Origin of the sequence: Arthrobacter sp. ISL-65, from assembly GCF_018613795.1 — a bacterium.
Lineage (GTDB): Bacteria > Actinomycetota > Actinomycetes > Actinomycetales > Micrococcaceae > Arthrobacter.
The window spans coordinates 1-23,243 of record NZ_JAGGPN010000020.1 but is presented as its reverse complement, the minus strand read 5'-3'; the positions used below and the strand labels follow the sequence as shown (position 1 = coordinate 23,243).

Annotated in this window: 23 protein-coding genes; 13 read left to right on the top strand and 10 right to left on the bottom strand. The window is 66.3% G+C overall.

The features are described 5' to 3' along the window. The 3 genes from J7I85_RS08445 to J7I85_RS08435 form a co-directional block, all read left to right on the top strand. Positions 1 to 706, top strand: a 706-nt coding sequence (locus J7I85_RS08445; RefSeq protein WP_214849797.1) for an LPXTG cell wall anchor domain-containing protein, incomplete at its 5' end; no start/stop codon positions are given. Between the two features lie 328 nt (positions 707 to 1,034). Then, positions 1,035 to 2,159, top strand: coding sequence for a serine/threonine-protein kinase (locus tag J7I85_RS08440; RefSeq protein WP_251024117.1), 1,125 nt, complete (start codon positions 1,035 to 1,037; stop codon positions 2,157 to 2,159). Next, positions 2,156 to 2,692, top strand: a complete 537-nt coding sequence (locus J7I85_RS08435) for a mucin-associated surface protein (protein ID WP_214849780.1) — start codon at positions 2,156 to 2,158, stop codon at positions 2,690 to 2,692. The genes J7I85_RS08440 and J7I85_RS08435 overlap by 4 nt, the downstream gene beginning before the upstream one ends. Positions 2,693 to 2,745: 53 nt before the next feature. On the opposite strand, the gene J7I85_RS08430 is transcribed toward J7I85_RS08435, so the two are convergent. Next, entirely contained in the window at positions 2,746 to 4,962 is a 2,217-nt protein-coding gene (locus J7I85_RS08430) for a catalase (RefSeq protein WP_214849777.1), read from the bottom strand. 272 nt (positions 4,963 to 5,234) lie between these two features. On the opposite strand from J7I85_RS08430, the gene J7I85_RS08425 reads away from it, so the two are divergent. Next, positions 5,235 to 6,146: an SRPBCC family protein gene (locus tag J7I85_RS08425; RefSeq protein ID WP_214849774.1), complete on the top strand. Its 912-nt coding sequence runs from the start codon at positions 5,235 to 5,237 to the stop codon at positions 6,144 to 6,146. A 117-nt stretch (positions 6,147 to 6,263) separates the two neighbouring features. Here the strand turns inward: J7I85_RS08425 and J7I85_RS08420 are convergent, their stop codons facing one another. Then, on the bottom strand, positions 6,264 to 8,483 hold the full coding sequence (locus J7I85_RS08420; RefSeq protein ID WP_214849771.1) for an NADP-dependent isocitrate dehydrogenase: 2,220 nt from the start codon (positions 8,481 to 8,483) through the stop codon (positions 6,264 to 6,266). Positions 8,484 to 8,847: 364 nt separating this feature from the next. Between J7I85_RS08420 and J7I85_RS08415 the strand changes: the two genes are divergently transcribed. Both J7I85_RS08415 and J7I85_RS08410 read left to right on the top strand, forming a co-directional pair. Further along, positions 8,848 to 9,849 carry a serine protease gene (locus J7I85_RS08415; protein WP_214849768.1) on the top strand — a complete coding sequence of 334 codons (1,002 nt, stop codon included), beginning with the start codon at positions 8,848 to 8,850 and terminating at the stop codon, positions 9,847 to 9,849. Further along, positions 9,833 to 10,003: a hypothetical protein gene (locus J7I85_RS08410; protein ID WP_214849765.1), complete on the top strand. Its 171-nt coding sequence runs from the start codon at positions 9,833 to 9,835 to the stop codon at positions 10,001 to 10,003. The genes J7I85_RS08415 and J7I85_RS08410 overlap by 17 nt, the downstream gene beginning before the upstream one ends. Positions 10,004 to 10,124: 121 nt before the next feature. On the opposite strand, the gene purH is transcribed toward J7I85_RS08410, so the two are convergent. Then, positions 10,125 to 11,795 (bottom strand): bifunctional phosphoribosylaminoimidazolecarboxamide formyltransferase/IMP cyclohydrolase, encoded by a 1,671-nt coding sequence (purH, locus tag J7I85_RS08405; protein ID WP_214849763.1) that lies wholly within the window; start codon positions 11,793 to 11,795, stop codon positions 10,125 to 10,127. 222 nt (positions 11,796 to 12,017) lie between these two features. Here purH and J7I85_RS08400 point away from each other — a divergent pair, with 222 nt between their 5' ends. Continuing rightward, entirely contained in the window at positions 12,018 to 13,370 is a 1,353-nt protein-coding gene (locus J7I85_RS08400; RefSeq protein WP_214849761.1) for an MFS transporter, read from the top strand. Positions 13,371 to 13,451: 81 nt separating this feature from the next. Here the strand turns inward: J7I85_RS08400 and J7I85_RS08395 are convergent, their stop codons facing one another. Both J7I85_RS08395 and purN read right to left on the bottom strand, forming a co-directional pair. Next, positions 13,452 to 14,402: a hypothetical protein gene (locus J7I85_RS08395; RefSeq protein WP_214849757.1), complete on the bottom strand. Its 951-nt coding sequence runs from the start codon at positions 14,400 to 14,402 to the stop codon at positions 13,452 to 13,454. A 120-nt stretch (positions 14,403 to 14,522) separates the two neighbouring features. Next, complete coding sequence (purN, locus tag J7I85_RS08390) at positions 14,523 to 15,110, bottom strand: phosphoribosylglycinamide formyltransferase (protein WP_214849754.1); 588 nt, start codon at positions 15,108 to 15,110, stop codon at positions 14,523 to 14,525. Between the two features lie 39 nt (positions 15,111 to 15,149). Here purN and J7I85_RS08385 point away from each other — a divergent pair, with 39 nt between their 5' ends. After that, positions 15,150 to 15,593: a hypothetical protein gene (locus tag J7I85_RS08385; protein ID WP_214849751.1), complete on the top strand. Its 444-nt coding sequence runs from the start codon at positions 15,150 to 15,152 to the stop codon at positions 15,591 to 15,593. Between the two features lie 40 nt (positions 15,594 to 15,633). Here the strand turns inward: J7I85_RS08385 and J7I85_RS08380 are convergent, their stop codons facing one another. After that, entirely contained in the window at positions 15,634 to 16,953 is a 1,320-nt protein-coding gene (locus tag J7I85_RS08380) for a DUF6350 family protein (protein WP_214849748.1), read from the bottom strand. 240 nt (positions 16,954 to 17,193) lie between these two features. On the opposite strand from J7I85_RS08380, the gene J7I85_RS08375 reads away from it, so the two are divergent. After that, entirely contained in the window at positions 17,194 to 17,589 is a 396-nt protein-coding gene (locus tag J7I85_RS08375; protein ID WP_251024096.1) for a DUF4383 domain-containing protein, read from the top strand. 185 nt (positions 17,590 to 17,774) lie between these two features. On the opposite strand, the gene J7I85_RS24980 is transcribed toward J7I85_RS08375, so the two are convergent. Then, positions 17,775 to 17,915, bottom strand: a complete 141-nt coding sequence (locus tag J7I85_RS24980) for a hypothetical protein (RefSeq protein WP_251024095.1) — start codon at positions 17,913 to 17,915, stop codon at positions 17,775 to 17,777. Between the two features lie 164 nt (positions 17,916 to 18,079). Further along, positions 18,080 to 18,262 carry a hypothetical protein gene (locus J7I85_RS08365; RefSeq protein WP_214849742.1) on the bottom strand — a complete coding sequence of 61 codons (183 nt, stop codon included), beginning with the start codon at positions 18,260 to 18,262 and terminating at the stop codon, positions 18,080 to 18,082. A 130-nt stretch (positions 18,263 to 18,392) separates the two neighbouring features. Between J7I85_RS08365 and J7I85_RS24975 the strand changes: the two genes are divergently transcribed. Further along, positions 18,393 to 19,634: a pentapeptide repeat-containing protein gene (locus tag J7I85_RS24975; protein ID WP_251024094.1), complete on the top strand. Its 1,242-nt coding sequence runs from the start codon at positions 18,393 to 18,395 to the stop codon at positions 19,632 to 19,634. An 88-nt stretch (positions 19,635 to 19,722) separates the two neighbouring features. Further along, entirely contained in the window at positions 19,723 to 19,899 is a 177-nt protein-coding gene (locus J7I85_RS08355; protein WP_214849739.1) for a hypothetical protein, read from the top strand. A 121-nt stretch (positions 19,900 to 20,020) separates the two neighbouring features. On the opposite strand, the gene J7I85_RS08350 is transcribed toward J7I85_RS08355, so the two are convergent. Next, on the bottom strand, positions 20,021 to 20,770 hold the full coding sequence (locus J7I85_RS08350) for a MarR family winged helix-turn-helix transcriptional regulator (protein WP_214849729.1): 750 nt from the start codon (positions 20,768 to 20,770) through the stop codon (positions 20,021 to 20,023). 102 nt (positions 20,771 to 20,872) lie between these two features. Further along, positions 20,873 to 21,745, bottom strand: coding sequence for a PRC and DUF2382 domain-containing protein (locus tag J7I85_RS08345; RefSeq protein WP_214849718.1), 873 nt, complete (start codon positions 21,743 to 21,745; stop codon positions 20,873 to 20,875). 416 nt (positions 21,746 to 22,161) lie between these two features. Between J7I85_RS08345 and J7I85_RS08340 the strand changes: the two genes are divergently transcribed. Together J7I85_RS08340 and J7I85_RS24970 are read left to right on the top strand one after the other, a co-directional pair. After that, a complete protein-coding gene (locus tag J7I85_RS08340; protein ID WP_251024093.1) occupies positions 22,162 to 23,100 on the top strand; it encodes a hypothetical protein in 939 nt (312 codons plus the stop codon). Beyond that, on the top strand, positions 23,097 to 23,243 hold a 147-nt coding region (locus tag J7I85_RS24970), incomplete at its 3' end, for a phage holin family protein (RefSeq protein ID WP_308159442.1). The genes J7I85_RS08340 and J7I85_RS24970, both read left to right, overlap by 4 nt.

The following is a 23,243-nucleotide window of genomic DNA, read 5'->3' as shown; positions in this document are numbered from 1 at the left end:
CACTGTCCCCGCCGCCGACGTGGCAGCCGCACTCGACGTCAACCTCGGCAACACGGGTTCCCTGGGAAGTGGTGCCGAAGGCACCGTTGACCTCGGGCTCGGCACCGGAACTGATGCATCCGTGGACCTGGGTGTCGACTTGGGCATCGGACTTGGCACAGGAACTGTGACAACGCCGCCCGCCGCTGATCCGGGTGATGGAACCGGCAACGGCTCTGATCCGGGTGACGGAACGGATGGAACCGGTACCGATGGAGCCGGAACCGGAACCGACGGCACGGGCACTGATGGAACCGCCACAGACGGAACCGGAACCGACGGCACGGGCACTGATGGAACCGCCACAGACGGAACCGGAACCGACGGCACCGACGCCACAGACGCCACAGACGCCACAGACGGCACCGACACGACCGGCACCGACGGTAGTGCAACCGGCACGGACACCACCGGTGGAGCCGCAACTGGCACGGACAATGGCACTGTTACCACGACAACGGGTGCTGCCATCCTGCCCGCCGGCTCGCTGACAACAGGCGCCTCAGCATCGGCAAACACCGCAAACGCCGCAAACGTGGCCACGGGAAACATGGCCACCGCACAGCAGATGCTCGCCAACACCGGAGCCGACGCTGGGCTGCTGCCACTCGCACTGGTCCTGCTCGCCATCGGCGCGCTGCTGGTGATCCGCAGGAAGAAGGCCTGACAGTCCGGCTCCTGTCCGGACAGGAATAACCGCCCTTCGTCGGCGGTCCGCATTCCGGCAGTCCTCTGGACTACTGGGTGCCGGGCCGCCGGCGAAGCCGCGCCCCGGCCCGGCGGGAACCCCCACCACCGGGAACCCGGGCGTTCGGGAACCGGGGCCACTCCCCGGAAATCAACCAGCGACATCAATTAGTAAGTAGACGTATTACTCTTAACACCGAGCCAGAACTGAGAAGGACGGCAACGTGTTGAAAGAAACGCACAGCGGGGTGACACCGGAGGTACTGGGCGGACGATACCTGCTGGGTGGAGTGATCGGACGCGGCGGCATGTCGTCGGTCTATACGGCCAGGGACCAGAACCTGGGCAGGGACGTGGCCCTGAAGCTCTTCGCCCCCCAGTCGGCAGATGCCGATGAACTCAAACGCCAGGAAGCCGAGATCCGGCTCCTGGCGACGCTGAATCATCCCAGCCTTGTCACGCTTTTCGACGCCGGCGTGGATACCCGCGTCCCGGACCAGCCCAGGCCCTTCCTCACCATGGAACTCGTGGACGGGCAGGACCTGCGCAGCCGCCTCCGGCACAGCCGCGTTCCGCTCGAGGAACTGTCCGTCATAGGAGCCGGGATCGCGGATGCCCTGGCCTACGTTCACGGGCTGGGCATCATCCACCGCGACATCAAACCCGCCAACATTCTCCTCATCCAGGTTCGTCCCGGCGAGCCGGTGCGGCCCAAACTGACGGACTTCGGCATTGCCCGGATCGTGGACGGGACCCGCCTCACGGCCACCGGCACCATGGTGGGCACAGCAGCGTACCTGAGCCCTGAGCAGGCGATGGGCTCCCCGCTTTCGCCCGCGTCAGACATCTATTCGCTCGGCCTCGTACTGCTGGAATGCATCAAGGGCACGGTGGAGTATCCGGGCGGCGCGGTGGAATCGGCAGTGGCCCGGTTGCATCGGGCCCCTGAAGTCCCTGCCGACCTGCCCACACAATGGCAGCACCTGCTGGCCTCTATGACCGCCCTCGACCCGCTGGAGCGGCCTTCCGCCGCAGATCTGGAAGTGGCTCTCCGGCACGCCCTCGTTTCACCGGACTCCGCTCCCGGAGACCTGGCCGAGGAGCACACCCGCGTTCTCCCCGCACTCCCGTCGCGGCCGCCGTCGGTTCTTCCGGTCGGGCTTTCTGGGACGCAGTCCACCGCAAGGACAACAGCCAAGACACCGGCCCGGTCAGCTACTTCCGGCCGGAACAGCCGCGCGGCAGGCACGAAACGCCGGAGCCGGGGCTTTCGCATTGGCACCGCCCTTGCTGGGGCCGCCCTGCTGGGCGGAGCCGCCGCCGTGACCGTCGCCGCCAATTCAGCTGTAACGCCCGACGTCGTTCCCTACCCCGGCGTGAGCGGCACCTTGGGCGACCATCTCGAGGAGCTGCAAAGGAGCGTTGAACCATGAGCCCAAGCCGGGCACCGGCCGTGTGGCGCCGGGCGACGACAATCCTCACCGGCTGCATGTTGGCAGCCGGACTGGCAGGCTGCGCCGGCGCCGCCCCGGAGCTCGAGATGAACGCGGCTGCAAAGTTACAGCAGCAGGTACTGGAGGTCACCAAGTCCGCGGCAGGAGGCAACCCTGCCGCCGCCCTGAAGTCCCTGGACCGTCTGTCCTCTGATCTGGATGCTGCGGCGGCTGCCGGGCACGTTTCCTTCAAACGCCACCGGAGCGTAACGGCGGCCATCAACTCCGTGCGGGCCGACCTCACGGCAGCGCAGGCAGCCAAAAAGGCGGCTGCGGAAGCTGCTGCCCAGGCTGCCGCCGCGAAGCCCACGGCAGCCCCGAAACCCTTGCCGACGACTGCGCCCGAAGTGGTGGTCCCGGCTCCCGCCCCTGCCCCCGTGCCGGTTCCCGCGAACAGCGGACGGCAGGACAACTCCAGCAAGGGCAGCTCGGAGGGGAACAAGGACAAGGGTTCGGGCAAGAACAAGGACTAGTCCCCGCCGGGGACCAGCCCTTGTTCTTACTCGATCCGAAGCTTCTTACGCCGTCAGGAAGCAGCTGCCGGGAACCGCTCCCACGCCCGGTGGGCGGCCAGCAGCTCTTGGACCTGCGGAACCACCTGCCCGGCGCTGTCGCCCAGCACCACGCCTGCCGCCTCGTCCGGGATGCTGGCCGCATCCACCCCTGCGGAGCCGGATCCCCACGCCCCGATGGCCTTGGCGTGGCGGAAGGCCTCTGACAGCAGCAGCACGATGCGGGGATCAAGCGAAGCACCGGGATCTCCGGCCTTCGCGTCGAGCCCCTGTTCGGCATCGTCCGCCGGCGCCCCGGATCCTGCCACGATGACTGCGTCGAACTCGGTGGAGCGGGCGGTGAGGTAGGTCCGCTGAACCGGGATCCCGCCGTCGGCCTCTCCCCCGAGCGTCCCGCCGGAGGGTGCGATCACCAGCGGCACGATGCCGGCGTCGTCGAGCGCCTTGCGGGCATCCCGGACGGCCTCCAGATCGCTGGACTCGTCCGCCACAATTCCGACGACGCGGCCGGCCACCGGCCAGGTCTTCCCCAGCTGGGACAGGGCGGGGCTGGGCTGGGCGTCCGGCACGTCCTCGGTGGCCTCAGGGGCGGGCATGCCGAGCCCGCGGGCCACGGCGGCGCACAGCGAGGCATCGATGTTGGCCAGCGCGAGCAGCTGGCGCTCACGGACCGGCCTCTCGTAGCACTTGCCGAGCTCGAACGTGTAGGCTTGGATCACGTGGTCCTGCTCCACCGGAGTGAGGCTCCGGAAGAACAGCCGGGGCTGGCTGTAGTGGTCGTCGAAGGAAGCGGGATTCTTCCGCTGCTTGATGGCCTCGGCCACCGCTTCCGGGACATCCACGAACGCCCCGAGGTCTGCCCCGGCCTTGAAGGGGCAGCCACCGTCGAGGGAATTGGGCCGGTAGGGCGCCACCCCGGCGTGGACGGCGGTCTGGTGCATGCCGTCGCGCAGCATGTCGTTGACCGGAGCCTGCGGTCGGTTAATGGGGATCTGCGCGAAGTTTGGCCCGCCCAGACGCGAAATCTGGGTGTCCAGGTAGGAGAACAGCCTGACCTGCAGCAGCGGGTCGTTGGTGACGTCGATGCCCGGCACGAGGTGCCCCGGATGGAAGGCCACCTGCTCTGTTTCCGCGAAGTAGTTGACCGGGTTGGCGTTGAGCGTCATCAGGCCGATCGGCTGCACCGGGGCGAGCTCCTCAGGCACAAACTTTGTGGGGTCAAGCAGGTCGATTCCCTCGAACATCTGGTCTTCGGTGTCGGGGAAGGTCTGGATGCCCAGCTCCCATTCCGGGTAGGCGCCGCCCTCGATCGCATCGGCCAGGTCCCGCCGGTGGAAGTCCGGATCCATGCCATTGATGATCTGGGCCTCCTCCCAGACCAGGGAGTGCACGCCCTGCTTCGGCTTCCAGTGGAACTTGACGAGCGTCGTGGCGCCGGCGGCGTCAACCAGGCGGAAGGTGTGGACGCCGAAGCCTTCCATGGTCCGGTAGGAGCGCGGAATCCCGCGGTCGGACATGTTCCACATGGTGTGCGCCTGCGCCTCGGTGTGAAGGGACACGAAGTCCCAGAACGTGTCGTGGGCGCTCTGGGCCTGCGGTATCTCGCGGTCCGGATGCGGCTTTGCGGCGTGCACGATGTCCGGGAACTTGATTCCGTCCTGGATGAAGAACACGGGAATGTTGTTGCCCACGAGGTCGTAGGTTCCCTCGTCGGTGTAGAACTTGGTGGAGAATCCCCGCGTGTCGCGGACGGTGTCAGCGGACCCGCGTGAGCCCAGGACCGTGGAGAACCTGACGAACACCGGCGTTTCCACATCCTTGGCGAGAAAGCCTGCGCGGGTGATGTTGGCGGCCGTGCCGTACGAACGGAAGACGCCGTGGGCACCGGCGCCCCGGGCGTGCACCACGCGCTCCGGAATCCTCTCGTGGTCGAAGTGGGTGATCTTCTCCCTGAGGTGGTGGTCCTGGAGCAGGATCGGTCCCCGAGGCCCCGCTTTCAGCGAGTGGTCTGTGTCCGCCAGTCGGAGCCCCTGTGCGGTGGTTAGGTACTGGCCGGACTGCGCCCGAGAGTGTTCCGGCGCACCCGTGGGGCTGCCGGTAGGAGACACCGCTTCCGGCCCCTGCTGGTCCGGCTTGGGCGGCAGCGGTTCCCGCGGGGTGGTGGGTTCGACGACGGCGGGTTGCTCGCCCGCCGGCGCTCCCGGGATGTTGATAGCTGGTTCTTCAGGCACAGAGACGATCCTTTCCGAAGCGGCGGCCTAGCCGGGCTCGGCCTCGGCGCTGGGCACCTGGCCGAAAGATAAGCCTGCTTAGTACCCTACGAAAATGAGTGGCCGCCCACAACCGCGGGCCGTCATTTGGCCTGCCTAAGCTTCATAGTCAGCAGGCTTAGTTTCACTCTTCAAATGCCGACTGCTTCCCGCTACGTTGGAGGTGTTCCATCCGAACGAGGGCAATCAGAACCACGGGCCGTCCGCCCGTACGCCGAAGGAGTGAACCTAGCATGGCAACTGTCCAGGAATCGATCACCGTCGATGTCCCCGTACGCCAGGCCTACAACCAATGGACCCAGTTTGAGGATTTCCCCAATTTCATGAGCGGCGTCGACGCCGTCCGTCAGCTCGACGACACCACTGTTCATTTTGAAACCAGCATCGCCGGTGTGAAGCGCGAGTATGACGCCCAGATCACCGTCCAGGAGCCGGACCAACGGGTCACATGGGAGAGCCTGAACGAGCCCCGCAATGCCGGCACTGTGTGGTTCGAGTCCCTGGGCGCCAACGAAACCAAGGTGAATGTGGAGCTGACGTGGGAGCCCGAATCTGCGATGGAGAAGCTCGGCGCAGCCACCGGACTCGATTCCCGGCAGGTCGCCTCGGACCTGAGAAAGTTCAAAAAGTTCATCGAGGAACGCGACACGGAAACCGGTGCCTGGCGTGAAAGCGTGAGCGGTGGCGAGGTGGAAGGTGATGCGGGTCCGACGGCGGCCGGCACGGGAGGCGGCGGCATGGGAACCGGCCTGGGGGCTGGCACCGGCGCCGGGACAACGGGTGCCGGGACCACGGGGGCCGGGACATCGGGTGTCGGGACATCGGGTGTCGGGACCACGGGTGCCGGGACCACGGGGGCCGGCGTAGGAGCCGGAGCGGCCGGCGTCGACATGGGGACTACAGCAGCTGGCGGCAACGGCGACCCGGGCGCGAGCACCGGCTACTCCGAGGGGGCCGGCATGGACGCGGTCCCGGGCCGCAGCTACGAGTCAGGCGACGCCTACGACGCCTCGGCAACCGAGCGGCCCGTCAGCACGGACCCTGACATGGCGGTGGACGCCCCGTACGGGGACGACGACACCGGTGAGCCGCGGACCGAAACCCGGCACACGGACACCCGCCGCGACGACATTCCCGACCGGTAGGTCAAACTCCCGGCCGGCAGTCCCGGCAAGCAAAGAAGCGCCCCGCCACTCAAACGAGTGGCGGGGCGCTTCTTTGGCTCGAGTTCAGCCGCGGGCCGGAGAGTTGGCCCGGGCGAATTAGCTCAAGCTGGCAACGATCTTGTTGAGCGTCGCGGACGGCCGCATCACGGCGGCAGCCTTCTCGGCGTCCGGGCGGTAGTAGCCGCCGATGTCCGCGGGCTGGCCCTGGGCTCCCAGGAGTTCGGAAACGATGGCCTCCTCGTTGGAGGTCAGCGCGTCGGCGACCGATGCGAAGGAGGCTGCCAGTTCGGCGTCCTCGGTCTGCTTGGCGAGCTCCTGTGCCCAGTACTGCGCCAGGTAGTAGTGGCTACCCCGGTTGTCGAGTTCGCCGGCCTTGCGGCTCGGGGACTTGTTCTCGAGCAGGAACGTGCCGGTGGCGCGGTCCAGGGTGTCAGCCAGGACCTGCGCGCGGGCGTTGTCCGTGGTGTTGGCCAGGTGTTCGAAGCTGACGGCCAGGGCCAGGAATTCACCCAGACTGTCCCAGCGCAGGTGGTTTTCCTTCAGCAGCTGCTGGACGTGCTTCGGAGCAGAGCCGCCGGCCCCGGTCTCGAAGAGGCCGCCGCCGTTGATCAGCGGAACGATGGACAGCATCTTGGCGCTGGTGCCCAGCTCCAGGATCGGGAAGAGGTCCGTGAGGTAGTCGCGGAGCACGTTGCCGGTGACGGAGATGGTGTCCTCGCCCTTACGGATGCGCTCCAGGGTGAAAGCGGTAGCCTCCACCGGGGACAGGATCTCGATCTGCAGGCCCTCGGTGTCGTGCTCCTGCAGGTATTCGCGGACCTTCTCGATGAGCTTGGCGTCGTGCGCGCGGGTCTCGTCGAGCCAGAACACAGCGGGGGTCTGGGAGGCGCGGGCGCGGTTCACGGCCAGCTTCACCCAGTCGCGGATGGGGAGGTCCTTGGTCTGGCAGGCGCGCCAGATGTCGCCCGGGGCAACTTCGTGTTCGATCAGGACCGTGCCGGAGCCGTCGACCACCTGGATCTTGCCGGGGACCTGGGCCTCGAAGGTCTTGTCGTGGCTGCCGTACTCTTCTGCAGCCTGGGCCATGAGGCCCACGTTCGGAACCGTGCCCATGGTGGTGGGGTCGAAGGCGCCGTGTGCGCGGCAGTCGTCGAGGACAACCTGGTAGATGCCGGCGTAGGAGCTGTCCGGGAGGACTGCCAGTGTGTCGGCTTCCTGGCCGTCCGGGCCCCACATGTGGCCTGAGCTGCGGATCATGGCGGGCATGGAAGCGTCCACGATGACGTCGCTGGGGACGTGCAGGTTGGTGATGCCCTTGTCGGAGTCGACCATGGCGATCGCGGGGCCTTCTTCGAGGCCCTTCTTGACGGCTGCCTGGACGCCCGCGCGGACGTCCTCGGGCAGCTCGTCCAGTCCGTTGAGGATGGAGGCGAGGCCGTTGTTGGGGCTGAGTCCGGCCGCGGCGAGCTGCTTGCCGTAGGTGTCGAACAGTTCGGAGAAGTAAGCCTTGACCACGTGGCCGAAGATGATGGGGTCGGAGACCTTCATCATGGTGGCCTTCAGGTGTGCGGAGAAGAGCACGCCCTCTTCCTTGGCGCGGGCTACCTGTGCTGCCAGGAATTCGTCCAGGGCGGCGGCGCGCATCACGGTGCCGTCAATGACTTCGCCGGCGAGGACCGGGAAGGCCTTCTTCAGGACCTTGACCGAGCCGTCCTCGCGGACCAGCTGAATTTCGATGGTGCCGTCGGCGGGGATCACCACGGACTTCTCGTTGGCGCGGAAGTCGTTGGCGTCCATGTGTGCCACGTTGGTCTTGGACTCGGGGGTCCATGCACCCATGGAGTGCGGGTTCTGGCGGGCGTAGTTCTTGACCGACAGCGGTGCGCGGCGGTCCGAGTTGCCTTCACGCAGGACCGGGTTCACGGCCGAGCCCTTGATCTTGTCGTAGCGGGACCGGATCGCGGTCTCTTCGTCGGATGTGGGGTTGTCTGGGTAGTCCGGCAGCTTGTAGCCCTGGGACTGAAGCTCGGTGATGGCGGCCTTCAGCTGCGGGACGGATGCGCTGATGTTGGGCAGCTTGATGATGTTGGCTTCCGGCTTCTTCGCCAGTTCACCGAGTTCAGCCAGGGCGTCGCCGATCTGCTGCTCTTCAGTGAGGTAGTCGCCGAAGACGGCGATGATGCGGCCGGCCAGCGAAATGTCGCGGGTCTCCACCTGCACACCTGCCGTGGACGCGAACGCCTCGATGATCGGCAGGAACGAATATGTGGCCAGCATCGGCGCTTCGTCGGTGTGGGTATAGATAATTTTGGCCATGCTCGGGCGTCTCCCTGAAGGTCGGCTTGTATCTGGTATTCCGGCTATTTCACCAACCTTTAACTTACCCGAGGTGAACCGGATGAACCTTACCCGGGCTGCCGGATACCCTTGGATTACCCCGTTCCCGTGTCTTCGCTCACACTATCCATTGTGCCCGGCGCGGTAGGGCTCTAATCTTTCTCTCATAAAGGAACACCGCTTCGGCGGCTGAACTGAGTTGGAACCCCTTGCGGCAGGGGCAGATCACCCTATCTGGCAAGAAGACTTGAATCGTTAGTAACCGAGCTCGTCCTCCCCGGGTAGGTCAATCAGTCACCCGGCGTGCCTCCCAGGCCCGCCCCACCCAATAGGTAGGACCGCAATGACGACCAAAAAGACTCTTGCCGGCAGCCTTCTGAGCCTTTCCACAGGTTTGCTGCTGGCAGTGGGCGCCATCGGCGGCGCAACAGCCTCTTCTGCAACGTCGCAGGACTCAACCCAGCTGCAGGTCGCAAGCACCCCCGTGTCCAGCCCGCAGGGCTACTGGACGCCCGAGCGCATGCGCGCCGCCCTTCCCGGCGATGTGCTGGCCGTCAAGGCCGTGGCAAGGCACGAAAACAAAGGATCCTCGCCTTCGGCTGCCGTGGAGACGGGAGCGCCAACGAGAATCGCCGGTACCGCCGCGCAGACCACGGTAACCACAGCCCTGCACGCAAACGAAACACCGGTGCCGCACATCGGCAAGGTCTTCTTCACCCTCGCCGGAATCAACTACGTCTGCTCCGGCAACTCAGTCGCCGCCCAGAACAAGAGCCTCGTGGCCACCGCCGGCCACTGTGTCAATGAGGGGCCTGGCGCCTTCGCCACCAACTGGGTGTTTGTTCCCGGCTACGTGAATGGCCAGTCCCCGTATGGTCAATGGCCGGCCCGGTCGCTGCACGCGGCACGGAACTGGACCTCCGGCGGCGATATCCGGTACGACACCGGCTTCGCCGTGGTGGCCCGGGTGGGGGGCAAGGCCCTGGCCGACAGGGTCGGCGCCTCCGGTGTGGAGTTCAGCCAGCCCCGGGGCCTGACATACAAGTCCTATGGCTACCCGGCCGCGGCCCCGTTCACCGGCCAGACCCTGGTCAGCTGCACAGGCACAGCCAAGAACGACACGATCAACCCCCAGTTCAACTCCCAGGGCATTTCCTGTGACATGACGGGCGGTTCCTCGGGCGGCCCCTGGTTTGCCCGGGGCGACACGGACGCTGAAAGCTCAGCCAACGGCTTCCAGAACTCGGTCAACAGCTACGGGTACGGAACGAATTCCACCACGATGTTCGGGCCGTTCTGGGGCTCGACCATCATGAAGGTCTACGACAGTGCACAGCGGAAGTAAGGATGACGCGGGCAGCACTGACGGCGCTGAGGTAAGCCATAACCTCAACCAGGCGCCCGAGGAGATCCTGGCCTACTGGACCCCGGAACGGATGGCCGAAGCGGTCCCCCGGGACATCCGGTTGCCGGATCAGGAGGAAACGGAAGAAGACTAAAGCAAGTTAAAGCCCGACGGCGGCCGTCCCCTTAAGGGGGCAGCCGCCGTCGGGCTTTATCTGGGCCCACGCCACCCGGGTTCCCTAGCCGAGCGCAGCGAGGTTAGGGAGGCGGTGGGGACTAGTGGAAGAAGTGGCGGGCGCCGGTGAAGTACATGGTGATGCCCGCAGCGTTGGCGGCGGCGACGACTTCCTCGTCACGGACCGAGCCGCCGGGCTGCACCACTGCCCGCACGCCGGCGTCGATCAGGATCTGCAGGCCGTCGGCGAACGGGAAGAACGCGTCGGAGGCAGCCACCGCGCCGCGGGCACGGGCGGGTGCGCTGCTCGCGTCGGCGTTTGAGGCGCCGCCGGCACCGTCGACGTCGGACTCCACGCTGACACCCAGCGTGTTGGCCCGCTCGACGGCGAGCTTGCAGGAGTCCAGGCGGTTGACCTGGCCCATGCCGATGCCCACAGCGGCGCCGTTGGAGGCGAGCAGGATCGCGTTGGACTTGGCGGCGCGGCAGGCGGTCCAGGCGAAGGCGAGGTCGGCCAGCGTGGCGTCGTCGGCGGCTTCGCCGGCGGCAAGCGTCCAGTTGGCGGGGTTGTCGCCGTCGGCGTCCACCTTGTCGGTGACCTGCACCAGGACGCCGCCGGAGACCTGGCGGATTTCCGCCGGGTAGCGGCCGTAGCCCTCCGGGAGGGACAGCAGGCGGATGTTCTTCTTCTTGGAGAGGATCTCCACGGCCTCGGGGTCGAAGCCGGGGGCGATGACCACCTCGGTGAAGATGCCGGCCACGGTCTGGGCCATGCCGGCGGTGACCGTGCGGTTGGCCGCGATGACGCCGCCGAACGCGGAGACGGGGTCGCAGGCGTGGGCCTTGGCGTGGGCATCGGCGATCGGGTCGGCCGCGTCGGCGGAGGCCACGGCCACACCGCAGGGGTTGGCGTGCTTGATGATGGCCACGGCGGGCTCGGCGAAGTCGTAGGCGGCGCGGAGTGCTGCGTCGGCGTCCACGAAGTTGTTGTAGCTCATGGCCTTGCCGTGGATCTGGTCGGCCTGGGCGATGCCCGCGGGGGCTGCCTTGTCCACGTAGAGCGCCGCCTGCTGGTGCGGGTTCTCGCCGTAGCGCAGCACCTCGGAGCGTTCCAGGGCCAGGCCGGAGTAGGCGGGCCAGTCGATGACGCCGTCGCCGTCCTCGTCGAGGAACTGGCTGGCGGTCCAGGTGGCCACGGCGGTGTCGTAGGTGGCGGTGTGGGCGAAAGCCTTTGCGGCCAGCCGGCGGCGGGTCTTCAGGTCGAAGCCCCCTTCAGCGGCAGCGCGCACAACATTGCCGTAGAACGTCGGGTCCACCACGATGGCGACGGCGGCGTGGTTCTTCGCGGCGGAGCGCACCATGGCGGGGCCTCCGATGTCGATCTGCTCCACGACGTCGTCCTGTGCGGCGCCGGACTTGACCGTCTCCACGAACGGGTAGAGGTTCACCACGACGAGGTCGAAGGCCTCGATCTCCATCTTGGCGAGGGTCTCCATGTGGGCGGGGACGCGGCGGTCGGCCAGGATGCCGCCGTGGACCCGCGGGTGCAGGGTCTTGACCCGGCCGTCGAGCATCTCGGGGGAACCGGTGACCTCTTCGACTTCCTGGACCGGGATGCCTGCGGCGGCGATCTTCTTTGCGGTGGAGCCGGTGGAGACGATCTTGACGCCTGCTTCGTGCAGGCCCTTCGCGAGCTCCTCCAGACCGGTCTTGTCGTAGACCGAGATCAGGGCCCGGCGGATGGGAACACGGTCTAGCTGCGTAAAGCTCACAAAGGTCTCCGTCTTTTGACACGGTGGGTGCCGCGGTTGGTGGGGATACGGCCCAGTTTATCGTGTCGGCGGACCCCCTCCTGCTGGCGGCCCCAGTGTGAAGGCTCCCGGCGCTTGCCGCGCGTTGCGGCCCGGCGTTTCCCGGCGTAAGGGGGCTGGTGCCGCCACAAGGCCCGGCGCCCCGGGGCGTTCCGCAACGTAAGGTTTAAGCAGGAGGCCGAGATGAATATTTATACCGCTGTGCCCAGCGGCGAGCAGGTAGTCCAGGAACTGCCATGGCGCTGGAAAGTGCAGGGCCGGATCTTCGTGATCGGCGGCCTGGGGTTCATGTTCGACGCCTGGGACGTCACCCTCAACGGCATTCTCATTCCGCTGCTGTCCACCCACTGGAGCCTCACCCCGGGCGAGGCCGGCTGGATCGGCACGGCCAACCTGATCGGGATGGCCCTGGGTGCCTTCATCTGGGGCACCATTGCTGACACCATCGGGCGCAGGAAGGCCTTCACGGCCACGCTGCTGATCTTCTCGCTCTTCACGGTGCTCGGCGCCTTCTCGCCCGACTTCCTCTGGTTCTGTGCGTTCCGTTTCATGGCCGGGTTCGGCCTGGGCGGCTGCATTCCCGTGGACTACGCGCTGGTGGGCGAGTTCACGCCCCGAAGGCAGCGCGGCAGGGTCCTCACCGCGATGGACGGCTGGTGGCCCGTGGGTGCTGCGCTCTGCGGGTTCGTGTCCGCCTGGCTGGTGGCCGCGTTTGCCGACTGGCGCCTGACAATGCTCGTCATGGTGCTGCCTGCCCTGCTGGTGTTCTGGGTGCGGCGCAGCGTTCCCGAGTCGCCGCTGTTCCTGATCCGCAAGGGACGCCGAGACGAAGCCGCCCAGGTAATTGACGGCCTGGTCGAGGCCACCGGAGCCGAGGCCCGGGCCTACAGCCTGCCGGAGCCGCAGGCCGTGCCGAGGCTTTCCGCCGGCAGCGCGTGGCAGCAGCTGCGCGGGGTCTGGCAGTTCAACTGGAAGATCACCACCGCCGCCTGGGCGCTGTTCATGAGCATCCTGCTCGTCTACTACCTGTCCCTGACCTGGATGCCGCGAATCCTGATCGGCGCCGGGTTCGCCGAGTACAAGGCGTTCCTGACGACGGCGGGGATGGCCGCCGTCGGGCTTTTGGGAGTGGTCGCGGCAGCGCTGCTCGTGGAGCGCGTGGGCCGCAAGTGGCTGCTGGCTATTACCGGGCCGCTGTCCGCGCTGATCCTGGTGGTGGTGGCGTTCGTGGTGGATGTGCCCACGGCTGCCGTGTTCTGGCTACTGGTGTTCGGGTTCGTGGTGCAGGTGGCCATCCCGGTGCTCTACACCTACGTTTCCGAGCTGTACCCCACGGAGCTTCGGGGCAGCGGCTTCGGCTGGGCGTCCACGTTCTCGCGCCTGGGCGCCGGCTTCGGACCGCTCATTTTTGCGAACTACTTCTGGCCGCAGCTGGGGCTCGCCACCTCGTTCGCCCTCGCTGGCGGTCTGGTGGTCCTGTCGGTCCTGTGGATGGCGTTCTTCTCCCCGGAAACCAGGCAGCGCCGCCTCGAGTAGGTTCCTCCCCCGGTTCCCCCGCCCCCAACTAACTCGCAGTTTGTTGTCGTTTTGACGCCGCAAAACGACAACAACTGCGAGTCACTTGGGCGCCCAGCCCCTGCTGACAAGCGCGGCGCGGACTTTCGCGATGGCGGACATGGCTCCGTTCTGCATGTGCCGCTTGGAGATCCTCACCAGCAACCAGCCTCCACGGCCGTAGTCCTCCTCGCGGGCGATATCCCGGACAACCTGCTCAGCTTCCGAGTGGCCCTCACCCTCGTATTCCACTGCAACCCGGTGGACGGGATAGCCAACGTCGGGTTGGCGTACGACGCCGGAACCGAGGTCGGTGCGCACGTTCAGTTGCGGTTCCGGTAAGCCAGCCTGCTCTAATGCCAGTCTTAGCCGCGTTTCCGGCGCAGAATCCGCACCTACCCGCGCCAAGTCGAGGGCTAGCCTCGCCTTTCGGATGCCCGGCGTACCTTTGTGTCTGTCCAGCATCTCGGCCAGCTGCGCGAGGGTGGCATGCGGCTCATCCCTGGCTTCAAACTCGGGCCTGGGAAAGCGCAGGAGATGGTCGGCCACCACGGTCAACTCCTCGACACTCATCTTCCGTGCGATGTCCAGCCATGTTCGGAGTCTGCTCGTCACCAGCAGTCCGTTAACGCACACGATTTCGTCGTCGAAGAACTGTCCCACATGGCCGACAACGCCCGTGCGGCGTGGAATGGCCATCGTGTCCGGGCGGGAGATGTGGATACGCGGATGCTGTTGACCGGGTAGGAACCCCGGGAACTGCCAGAAGGTGAAGGCAGTGGCGTGGGAAGCCGCTGAAAACTCTGTCACCCTGGTCAACGGCCGGATTTTCTCCGAGGTGCACAGCTCCGCAGGCCCAAGGGTGGGTCCGTAATTGGGCACCCGGATGCCGCGGCTGGGTGAGTACAGCGCTCCGTGCCGCAGCCGCCTCAGGCTGACACCGGCGTCGGCGGCTTCCTGGCACGTGAAAGCTGCCAAGGCCAGGGGCTCGGGAAGAGGACGAGGGGTCTTCACGGGATCATGGTCGCAAAAGTAGAGCCCTGTCCGAGTGTTATCCACAGGCCAATGTGCCGCAATCCCAACTGACTGGCAGTTGTTGTCGTTTTGACGGCTCAAAACGACATTAAATGCGAGCTAGTTGGGTGTGCGCGCGGCTGCGTACTCGGCAGCCAGCGACGCGAGGGTGGAAACCAGGAGCCGCCGCTCCACCACCTTGATCCGCTCATGCAGGGTGTCCTCGGTGTCGGAGTCCTCGATGGCCACCGCCTCCTGCGCGATGATGGGCCCGGTGTCCACGCCGGCGTCGGCCCAATGCACGGTGCAGCCGGTGACCTTGACCCCGTAGGCCATGGCGTCGCGGACGCCGTGGGCGCCCGGGAAGGACGGCAGCAGGGCAGGGTGCGTGTTGAGGTATTTTCCCTCGAAGGCACCAATGAACTCGGGGCTCACGATCCGCATGAAACCTGAGGACACAACCACGTCCGGCTGGTACGCGGCCACGGCTTCCGTCAGCGCGGCGTTCCACTCCGTGCGGTCCGGGTAGGCCTTGAAGTCCACCACGAACGTATCTATCCCGGCAGCAGCAGAGCGCTCCACGCCGTAGGTTCCCGGGCGGTCCGCGCCCACCGCGGCGATCTCAATATCCAGGTCCCCGGCTTGAACGGCGTCGATGACGGCCTGGAGGTTGGAACCGGTTCCGGAGACGAGGACTACTATGCGCATTGCTCAAGCTTAAGCGGCTGCTCGCGTAGGCTGGAAAACATGAACCCCACTCCGGGCCCCCAAGGGCCGCAGCGGACCGCGCGTCCGCTCAGCGAGGAAGCCAAAGCCTCGCTCCAGAAGACGCACACGCTGTTCCGCATGTTCATAGTGGCCGTGCTGGGCGCCTTCTTCGTGTTCCAACTGGACATCGCCTACCTCTGGCTCACGGCCCTTCTGACGGCGGCGGGCATCGCGCTGGGGATCATCGTGCTCATCCGGGCCATCCGGTTCAAGGAATCCAAGCTGGTGCTGTTCGGCACCATCTCCGGCCTGGTGGTTTCCGCCGTCATGGTTCTCCTGGTCCTGACCTCGGCACTGTTCTTCAACCAGGTCCGCGACTTCCAGCAGTGCTCCCGCCAGGCGCTGACCAGCAAGGCAGGCACGGAGTGCCGGGTCCAGCTGGAGAACTCGCTGCCCGGGCCGCTTCAGCAGCCCGTTCGCTAGAGCCCCGCGAGCCACAAGCCCGGCCGGTCCGCCCGGGAGGCTATCTGCTGTTAGGCGCAGTCCCCAGCTCGGCATCCCGCAGTTGCCGGCGTTCCAGCCACGGTCCCGCCGCGTACCCAATTACGACGCCGATGCCGACTTCCGCCGTCAGCCAGACTGCCGTCCACAGCGGGTCCGGACCGATGTCCGTGAGGCGGCCGATGCCCGCGGAGCCGCGCGCTAGCCAGGCGAGGGCTGCGGCCAAAACGCCGGCAGCCGCTCCGACGATGAGGGCCAGGAACAGCGTGGACGCCGCGGCGGTCAGCCAGCGGACGTGGAGCTTGATGGACAGCCATTCGTCGAAGTGGTTTTCACCCTCGCGCAGGAACCACCAGCCGGCCAGGACCCCGGCGAGCACCGGAACCACCAGCGCCACCGGTCCGAAATCGAGTGGGCCGGAAGGGATCGCAGCAAAAACCGGAATGGTGGGCAGCGGTCCGACGGCGGTCCCCAGCGGACCCACCTGCGATCCGGCTCCCAGCGCGAAACCGGAACCGCTCAGCCACGCGAGTGCGAACACCGCCAGGTTGGGCAGGAAGCCTAGCTGCGCAATGGTGAGGGCCGCACCTCCGACGGGTCCGGCGTCGAGCCCTTCATAAACCGCCACCACAAGGTTCCAGTGGATGAGGAGATCCACGGCCAGCAGCGACGAGGAAATAGCGAGCGCCGCGATAACAGCCACGAAGCCTGCTTTGGCGGCGGAAGCCAGATACGAACCCGCCCACCGCGAATGCTGGCTGGTGCGGGCGATCCAGTCCACGGCGTCAACGCCGATCAGGCGGCTCCATGAACCGGCCTCCCGCCGGGCGCCGATCACCATGCCGAGGCCGAACGGAACCAGCGGCAGGAGCCCGGCCCACCACAGGAAGACCCCAACGTCCTCGGTCCGGCAGATGAACCCGGTGGCGATGCCAAAACCCGCATAGACCAGCCACGAGCCGAGCAGCGCCTGCCACAGCTGGTCCGTGTACGACGCCCGGGCCAGGCGCCTGCCCGCCCGCCAGGCCAGCAGGAACGGGATGAGGGTCAGGCCCAGCGGAACCAGCGACAGGGTGCCGGCCTCCGGCCTGGCGGCAGCACCCTCCCCCACCGCGGTGAGGTAGAGGGGCACCCCGTGGATGACCAGCCAAGCCTGGCCGGCGAGCCGCGCCAGGGCATCGAGGCCGCTGCTTCCGAAACCCGAGGTGGCCCACACCGCAACAATGGGTGCGATGACCAGCAGTGCGGAAATCACGGCCGCCTGCGCGGACTCGAGCCCGCCCTGCAGCCACAGGGGCATGGGGAGGCCACGGTCTCCGGTCTGGTCAGCGCGCAGTTTCATCGCCTCCCATCGTGCCATGCGAGGCCCGGCCCGCCGGTTTTCGACAGGCTCATCAGCCCGAGAAGTCGGACGAGACTACGCTGGCGCCAGTACGGGCAAGCTCAACCGCGAGCGCTTTTTCAGGAGGCCGGACGTAAAATTAGCTTGTCCGCATTCAGTGGTTGGAGGCAGAAAATGACTACCGCATCCCCACATGCACACGGCGTTCACTTTGGCAGAACTGACGTCCAGAACGCTGGCATGGGTGTAGGTATTGTCTTGATGGTGGTCGGTGTGCTGGGGTTCATCCCGGGCATCACCGCGCGGTATGGCGAACTGATGTTCCTTGGGCCTGATTCGCACGCCATGTTCCTCGGCTTGTTCCAGGTATCCATGCTGCTCAACATCGTGCAGCTGGTTATTGGCGCAACCGGCTGGGCCATGTCCCGGAGCGAAATGGGCGCGCGCAGGTTCCTCATGGGCGCCGGTGCGCTGTACATCGTCCTCAGCATCTACGGGCTCAGTGTCGGAGTAGATTCGGCGGCCAACTTCCTGTCGCTGAATATGCTGGACAACTGGACGCACATGGTGCTTGGCGTGCTGATGATTGCCTGTGGCTGGATGTTTTCACGGCATTCGGTCGAGGACAGGAGATAGCCCGGACCGCGAACGCCGGGAACTAGGAGCCGCGAATGAGTAGATATCTAATCTGAGTATTCGTACTACCGGTTGGTGCAGGCGGCCACGCATAGTCGTGGGCGGCTGCACCAACTTTGTGTCCGGCAGGGCGTGTGCTTCCCAACCGGGCACCGCGGGACCGCCGTGTTCGAAAGCCTCCGGCATCAGGGTGTCCGCGAGGGAGGCAATGACGGCGCCTCCGGCAAATTGGACACGACGATCGCGGCCAGGAGCGCCAGGCCCCCTGTCCCCTCCCCCAGCGAGAAGCCCAGGGCGATGTTCTCCGGCACACCATCCAGAGTCACGGCGGCCAGCAGGGCCATGCCGGCTGCACCCGGGTGGACGTGGACGCGGGGGCCTTCTCCTCAGCGGCCGCATCGGTGTCCAGCTTCGCGCTGCCGCGGAATTCATCGGCGCGCACTGATTTGGACCCCGGGGTCACGTGCCGGGAACGTCCCAGCGGGGACGGCTATTTAAAGCGAATCACGGCGTAGGGCTCACTCGGCAGGTTTCCGGCAGTCCACGGCTCCTCAGTCGGTTCGCTTCGGACTTCGCCGCGCCCGTCGCGCAGGACGGCCAGCACTGTTGCCGCAATGGCAACGACGGAAATTGCGGCCAGCAGCACAAGGACGACGACGATGGATCCAGACATCCTATTAGCACCTTCTGCTTCAATTTTATTGCGGTTCAGCGGGCCAGATCATGCGTAAATGTTTTTTCCTCTGGACGGAACCGGCCGCCGGGCATATTCTGGTCTCCCATTGCGCTGGGGGGTGATTCGAATGGGCAACAGCTTGCGCCTTCACAAGGCTGCGCTTGTCCGTGCCCTCCTGCTGCCCGTTCTCCTCGCCCTGGCCTGGATTATCTGGGGCGCGGCATCCGCCGGCGCGGCCTCCGGGGACAACGACTCGTTTGGCGCTGGTTCCCTCAATTCCGGTTCCCTGAATTCTGGTTCCCCCAATTCCGGTTCCCTAAAATCCGGTTCCCTCAATTCCGGTTCGCTCGCCACAGCTCCCGTCGTTGCCATCGCGCAGTCGGCAGTGTCTGCTCCGCTGGCTTCCCCCGTCTCCCAGGTTGCCCCGGCCCGCAAGCTGTTGCCGGTGGCACCTGCACTGCAGGCGGCACCCAGCCTCCCGGCTGCAGTCACCAAGCCTGTGTCGAGTGTCGCCGGCACAGTAGCGGGCACGGCGCGCGCCGTCGTCAACGGGGCATCGACGGCGGTCACCTCCGTGACCACAGCGACGGCGCCCGTGCTCGACAAGGCGGACAGCCTGATTTCAGCAGCGGAAGACAACAATTCGTCGGTGCCACGGCTGCCGGTAACGCCCGCTGTGCCGGCTATTCCTTCGCTACCGCTTCCTTCAGTGCCTGTCCCGTCAATGCCGGTTCCCTCAGTGCACGTTCCCTCAGTGCACGTTCCCTCAGTGCACGTTCCCTCAGTGCACGTTTCTTCAGTGCACGTTCCTTCAGTGCCCATTCCTTCAGGGCCGGCGCCGGAACTGCCCGCGGCTCTCGCACGGGGAGTCACGCCAACGACGCCGGTTCCCGACGCCGGGGGGAACGCGCCAGATCCTGCTGCGCCGCCACATGCCGCTTCGCTCTCGGCAGTTGGGTCGAGGACGACCGCTCCGACGGCAGGAGACAGTGCGGGGCCGGCAACATTGGTGGAAACAGTCCAGGTCCCGCCGGCTACCGGCGCCGGACTGTCGCTCGCCGGCACGGGCCTCTCGCTGGCCGAGCTTCACATGACTACGCCCCCGGTACATGAACTGGCCGGCGCCAGGCCCGCGGCCCACAAAGCGCACCTCAGTGCACGGCCCGGCTACGGCTATCTTCAGACGTTTGCCGTAAGCGAGGGAACATCGGGGAACTCCTCCACAGGCTCCGAAGGCTCTGGCGCCCAAGCCGCCGAGGTGGCAGAAGATTGGGACCGGGCGCCCCTGTTTGCCGGCGTCCGCGTGTTCGATGCTGCCCAGCACCTTCCCACCAGCCCGGCCGTCGATCCGGGGTCTTCCCCCGACTGAACAGGTCAGCTCTGTCCGCATTCCGGGCAGAAAAGACCACTTGCGCAACCCTGTGCAAGGACCATCTGTTCAATCAGGAGACCATGTCATGTCTACGCACGCCCCGCTGTCTGCTGCCCCTCGCCCGCCCCTTCCGCAGTCCGGACCCCTTAGCGGCCGGATCGGCAACTGGCCCGACCCCATGTCCGGCCGGATCGGGAACTGGCCCGACCCCATGTCCGGCCTCATCGGCAACTGGCCGGACCCGATGCAACAGGGACGCTAGAGCTGTCCCAGCGAAGCCAGAGCACGGTTCCGACATTGAGCCCGGACCGGAGTACGGCAACCAAGGAAAGTGTCGCCGCGCGCGGCGCGGCGACACTTTCCTTCCTCAATGATCAGTCCGCCTACTCAGGGCCGGAGTCGCCCAACCCGTCCGGCGTCTGCCTTGTTCCGGCGCGGTCCTGCGGCGCCCGCGCAGCGTCCTGCGCGGCAACCTCATCTCCGGAAGCAGGTTCCTGTAAGGCAGGTTCTGCAGCAGTATCTGCGCTCGAAGGCTGCTGCCCACTTGCGGGCACACCTTCTGTAGGCGCACTGGCTGCGGGCAGCACCCCTTCGATCGCCGCACCTTCTGTGGGTGCACCGGCTACGGGAGAGCCCGTTTCCGCGGCGTCGTCCGCCGCTGGGTCGCCGCCGGCTGCGGCCGAATTCTGGTTCTTGGCCGAGCCGGGCTTGGCGCGGCCGGGAAAGTAGCTGATCACCCGCGCCAGTTCCCGGCCCAGGACGGTACCCTCGACGACATCGGGGGGCAGCGCATCCTGCTCAGCTTTCCTGGCCGCCTCCAGTGCCTGGCGGCCTGCTTCCGTTATGGAAACCTCGTTGTGCCGCCTGTCCAGAGAATTGGACGCGCGAGCCACCAGCCCTGCCTCCTCGAGCCGCGACAGGACCCGGCCAATGGACTGACTGCGGACCTTGATGTCAGAGGCCAACTGTTCCTGGTTCAGCGGCCCGGCAAGGAGGCCCTGCAGCGCGATGACTGCGGCGTGGGTGAGGCCGAGTTCGGCCAGCGCCTGGTCCTGCCTGCGTTGGACGAGCCTGGCTGCCATGGACAGCAGCTGGTGAGGCCCCCACTGCTCCGCGTCAGGATTCGGGACCATCGGTTTGAACCTTCTTTCCCCTTTGAGCCCGTGCTGGCGACATGGCCAGCCTAAAATGCCGACAACGCCGGGACCGGTAAACCGGCCCCGGCGTGGGGCAAGTCAGCGGCGGGTGTCCTCTACGCCGTCGGCCTCAATGCGCTCCTTGCGGACTTGTTCATCCACGGTGACCTCGTCTGTGACGGTTTCCGTGTCCAGCCTGACCCGCTCAACGGGCACAGTTTCCTTGTCCACCACCGGACGTTCCTCGTGAAGCACCACTTCGTGTTCCGCCTCGCTGATGTCCGGACCGCCCAGCGCCTCGCCCCTGTTCCCTTCGGTGATCGGTTCGCGCTCCAGCCGTACTTCCTCGCGCTGCACGGGAACGGTCTGGGTCACGTTTTCGGTCACCACGTACTTGCGCAGACGCGCCCGGCTGGCAGCCTGCCTTTCCGTGCCGACATTCACGCGTTCCTCCGAGCGGGTCATGGCGTCACCGTCGGCCAGTCCGGACGCGTCACGACCAGCCCTGTCGTCCGCCGCGCTGTACGTTCCGCCGCCGCCTGCGGCAGCGAATCCCGCATCCCGCTCAGTGGCCGAAAGGCCGCCAGCGGACCGGCCGGCCGGCCGGCCGGAGTCGGCGGTGTGCCCGTTCGCAGCTTCGGTGTAAGTTAGCGTTCCGTTCAGCTGGTAGTGCTCGTAAAGCCGGTCCTCTTCGGCCGGATCAAGGTGTCCCTCCGCTTCCACGCGCGGGGCATCCTTAACCTGATCCTTGGTGTACGGGACGACGATGTCGGCTCCATCAACGCGGGCGCCTTCGAGGGGGATGAAGGATTCGGAGGTGCCGAAAAGGCCTGTCCGTGCGGTGACCCAGGTAGGCTGCCCGTTGTCATCGTCCGCATACACCTGTCCGATGGAACCTATCTTGCCTCCGTCCGCCGAGAGGATGTTTCCGTTCTTGTTCAGCAGGTCGTCGATATGTTCCTTGGCGAGCATTCTGTCTCCTTGAATGTTGACTTCTTGTCCACTTTTGGCTGTTCACGTTGATCCGGCGACGGCGATGCGACGCCACACGGCGCACTATCGCCGCCAAAAAGCGGCAACTGCCGTGCGTGGCGGGCATCCGCCGTCGCGCCGAGGCAGATAATCCGACCTCGCATCTATACCCTAAGCATGCTTACTATCAGATTGGCAAGCCTGCTTAGCTTTTTTCTTGACGCCCGGCCCCGAGCGCACCCGCAATTCCGCGCCATCACACGGCCCCCGCCCCTCTTCATGCCAGGGCGGCGGAAGTAAAGGTGGGAAAAAATGCCAAGGGTGCTTACTATTTATTAGTAAACATGCTTACCATTGCATGCCAGCAATGCTGGTTCCTGTACAGCAACTGACCCTTTCGGAAAGAGAGAGCGAAGATGACTGAGAACCAATGGCCGCAGGATGAAGACCTCACCACGCCCCCGGCCACACAGACTTCGGGTTACGGCGCCGGCACCACCGAATACGGCGCAACTGGAGCGGGCACCACTGGCTACACCGGCAGCCCGGGCTACCAGGACGATGCGTCCTCGAAGAAGGACGTGGCGAAGGACGAGGCCGCTAACGTCGCCGGCGAGACTAAAGTTGCCGCCCAGAACGTGGCCGGGACGGCCAAAACCGAGGCGAAGAACGTCGCGTATGAAGCCAAGAACAGCGCCAAGGACCTGCTGCACCAGGCGAAGTCGGACCTGACCAGCCAGGCCGGCACCCAGCAGACCAAGGCCGCCGAAGGCATCCGCACCATCTCCTCCCAGCTGCGCTCCATGGCCGATGCGCCGGACCAGCAGGGTGTGGCCTCGGACCTGATCCGGCAGGCCGCAGACCGTTCCGAGTCGGTCGCGTCATGGCTGGACAACCGCGACCCCGGCTCACTGCTGGACGAAGTGAAGTCCTTCGCGCGCCAGCGCCCCGGCACCTTCCTGCTCCTCGCAGCAGGCGCGGGCATGCTTGCCGGACGCCTGGGCCGCAGCCTGCAGGCCGGCGCCCCCGAGACGGGAACCGGCGCAAGATACGCGGGCACAGTCCCGCCGTACCCCGTCCAGCCGCCGGTCACCGAAAGCAGCCTTGACGCCGGGGTCGGCACACCGCTCTATGACCAGGCCGAACTGGGAGAACCCGCCTACACGCAGCCTGCCTACGGCGAGCCGACTTATGGGGAACAGACGACAGGCCAGCCCGCCTACGGCGAACCAGCCTACGGCGAACCGGGCGTCGGAGAGCCGGCCATTGGTGAGCCGGGTTATGGCGAACCAGGGTACGGCGAGCCGAGGCGCCGGGATACTGATGATACCGAGGGTGGAGGTCGTCCCCGGTGAGCAGCCAGATACCCGATACACCTCCCACGGAGGCCCACGCCAAGGCGGACACCACCTCCCTCGGTGACCTCCTCGGCGAGGTCACCCGGGACCTGTCCACCCTGATCCGGCAGGAAATCGAACTCGCCAAAGCCGAACTCAAA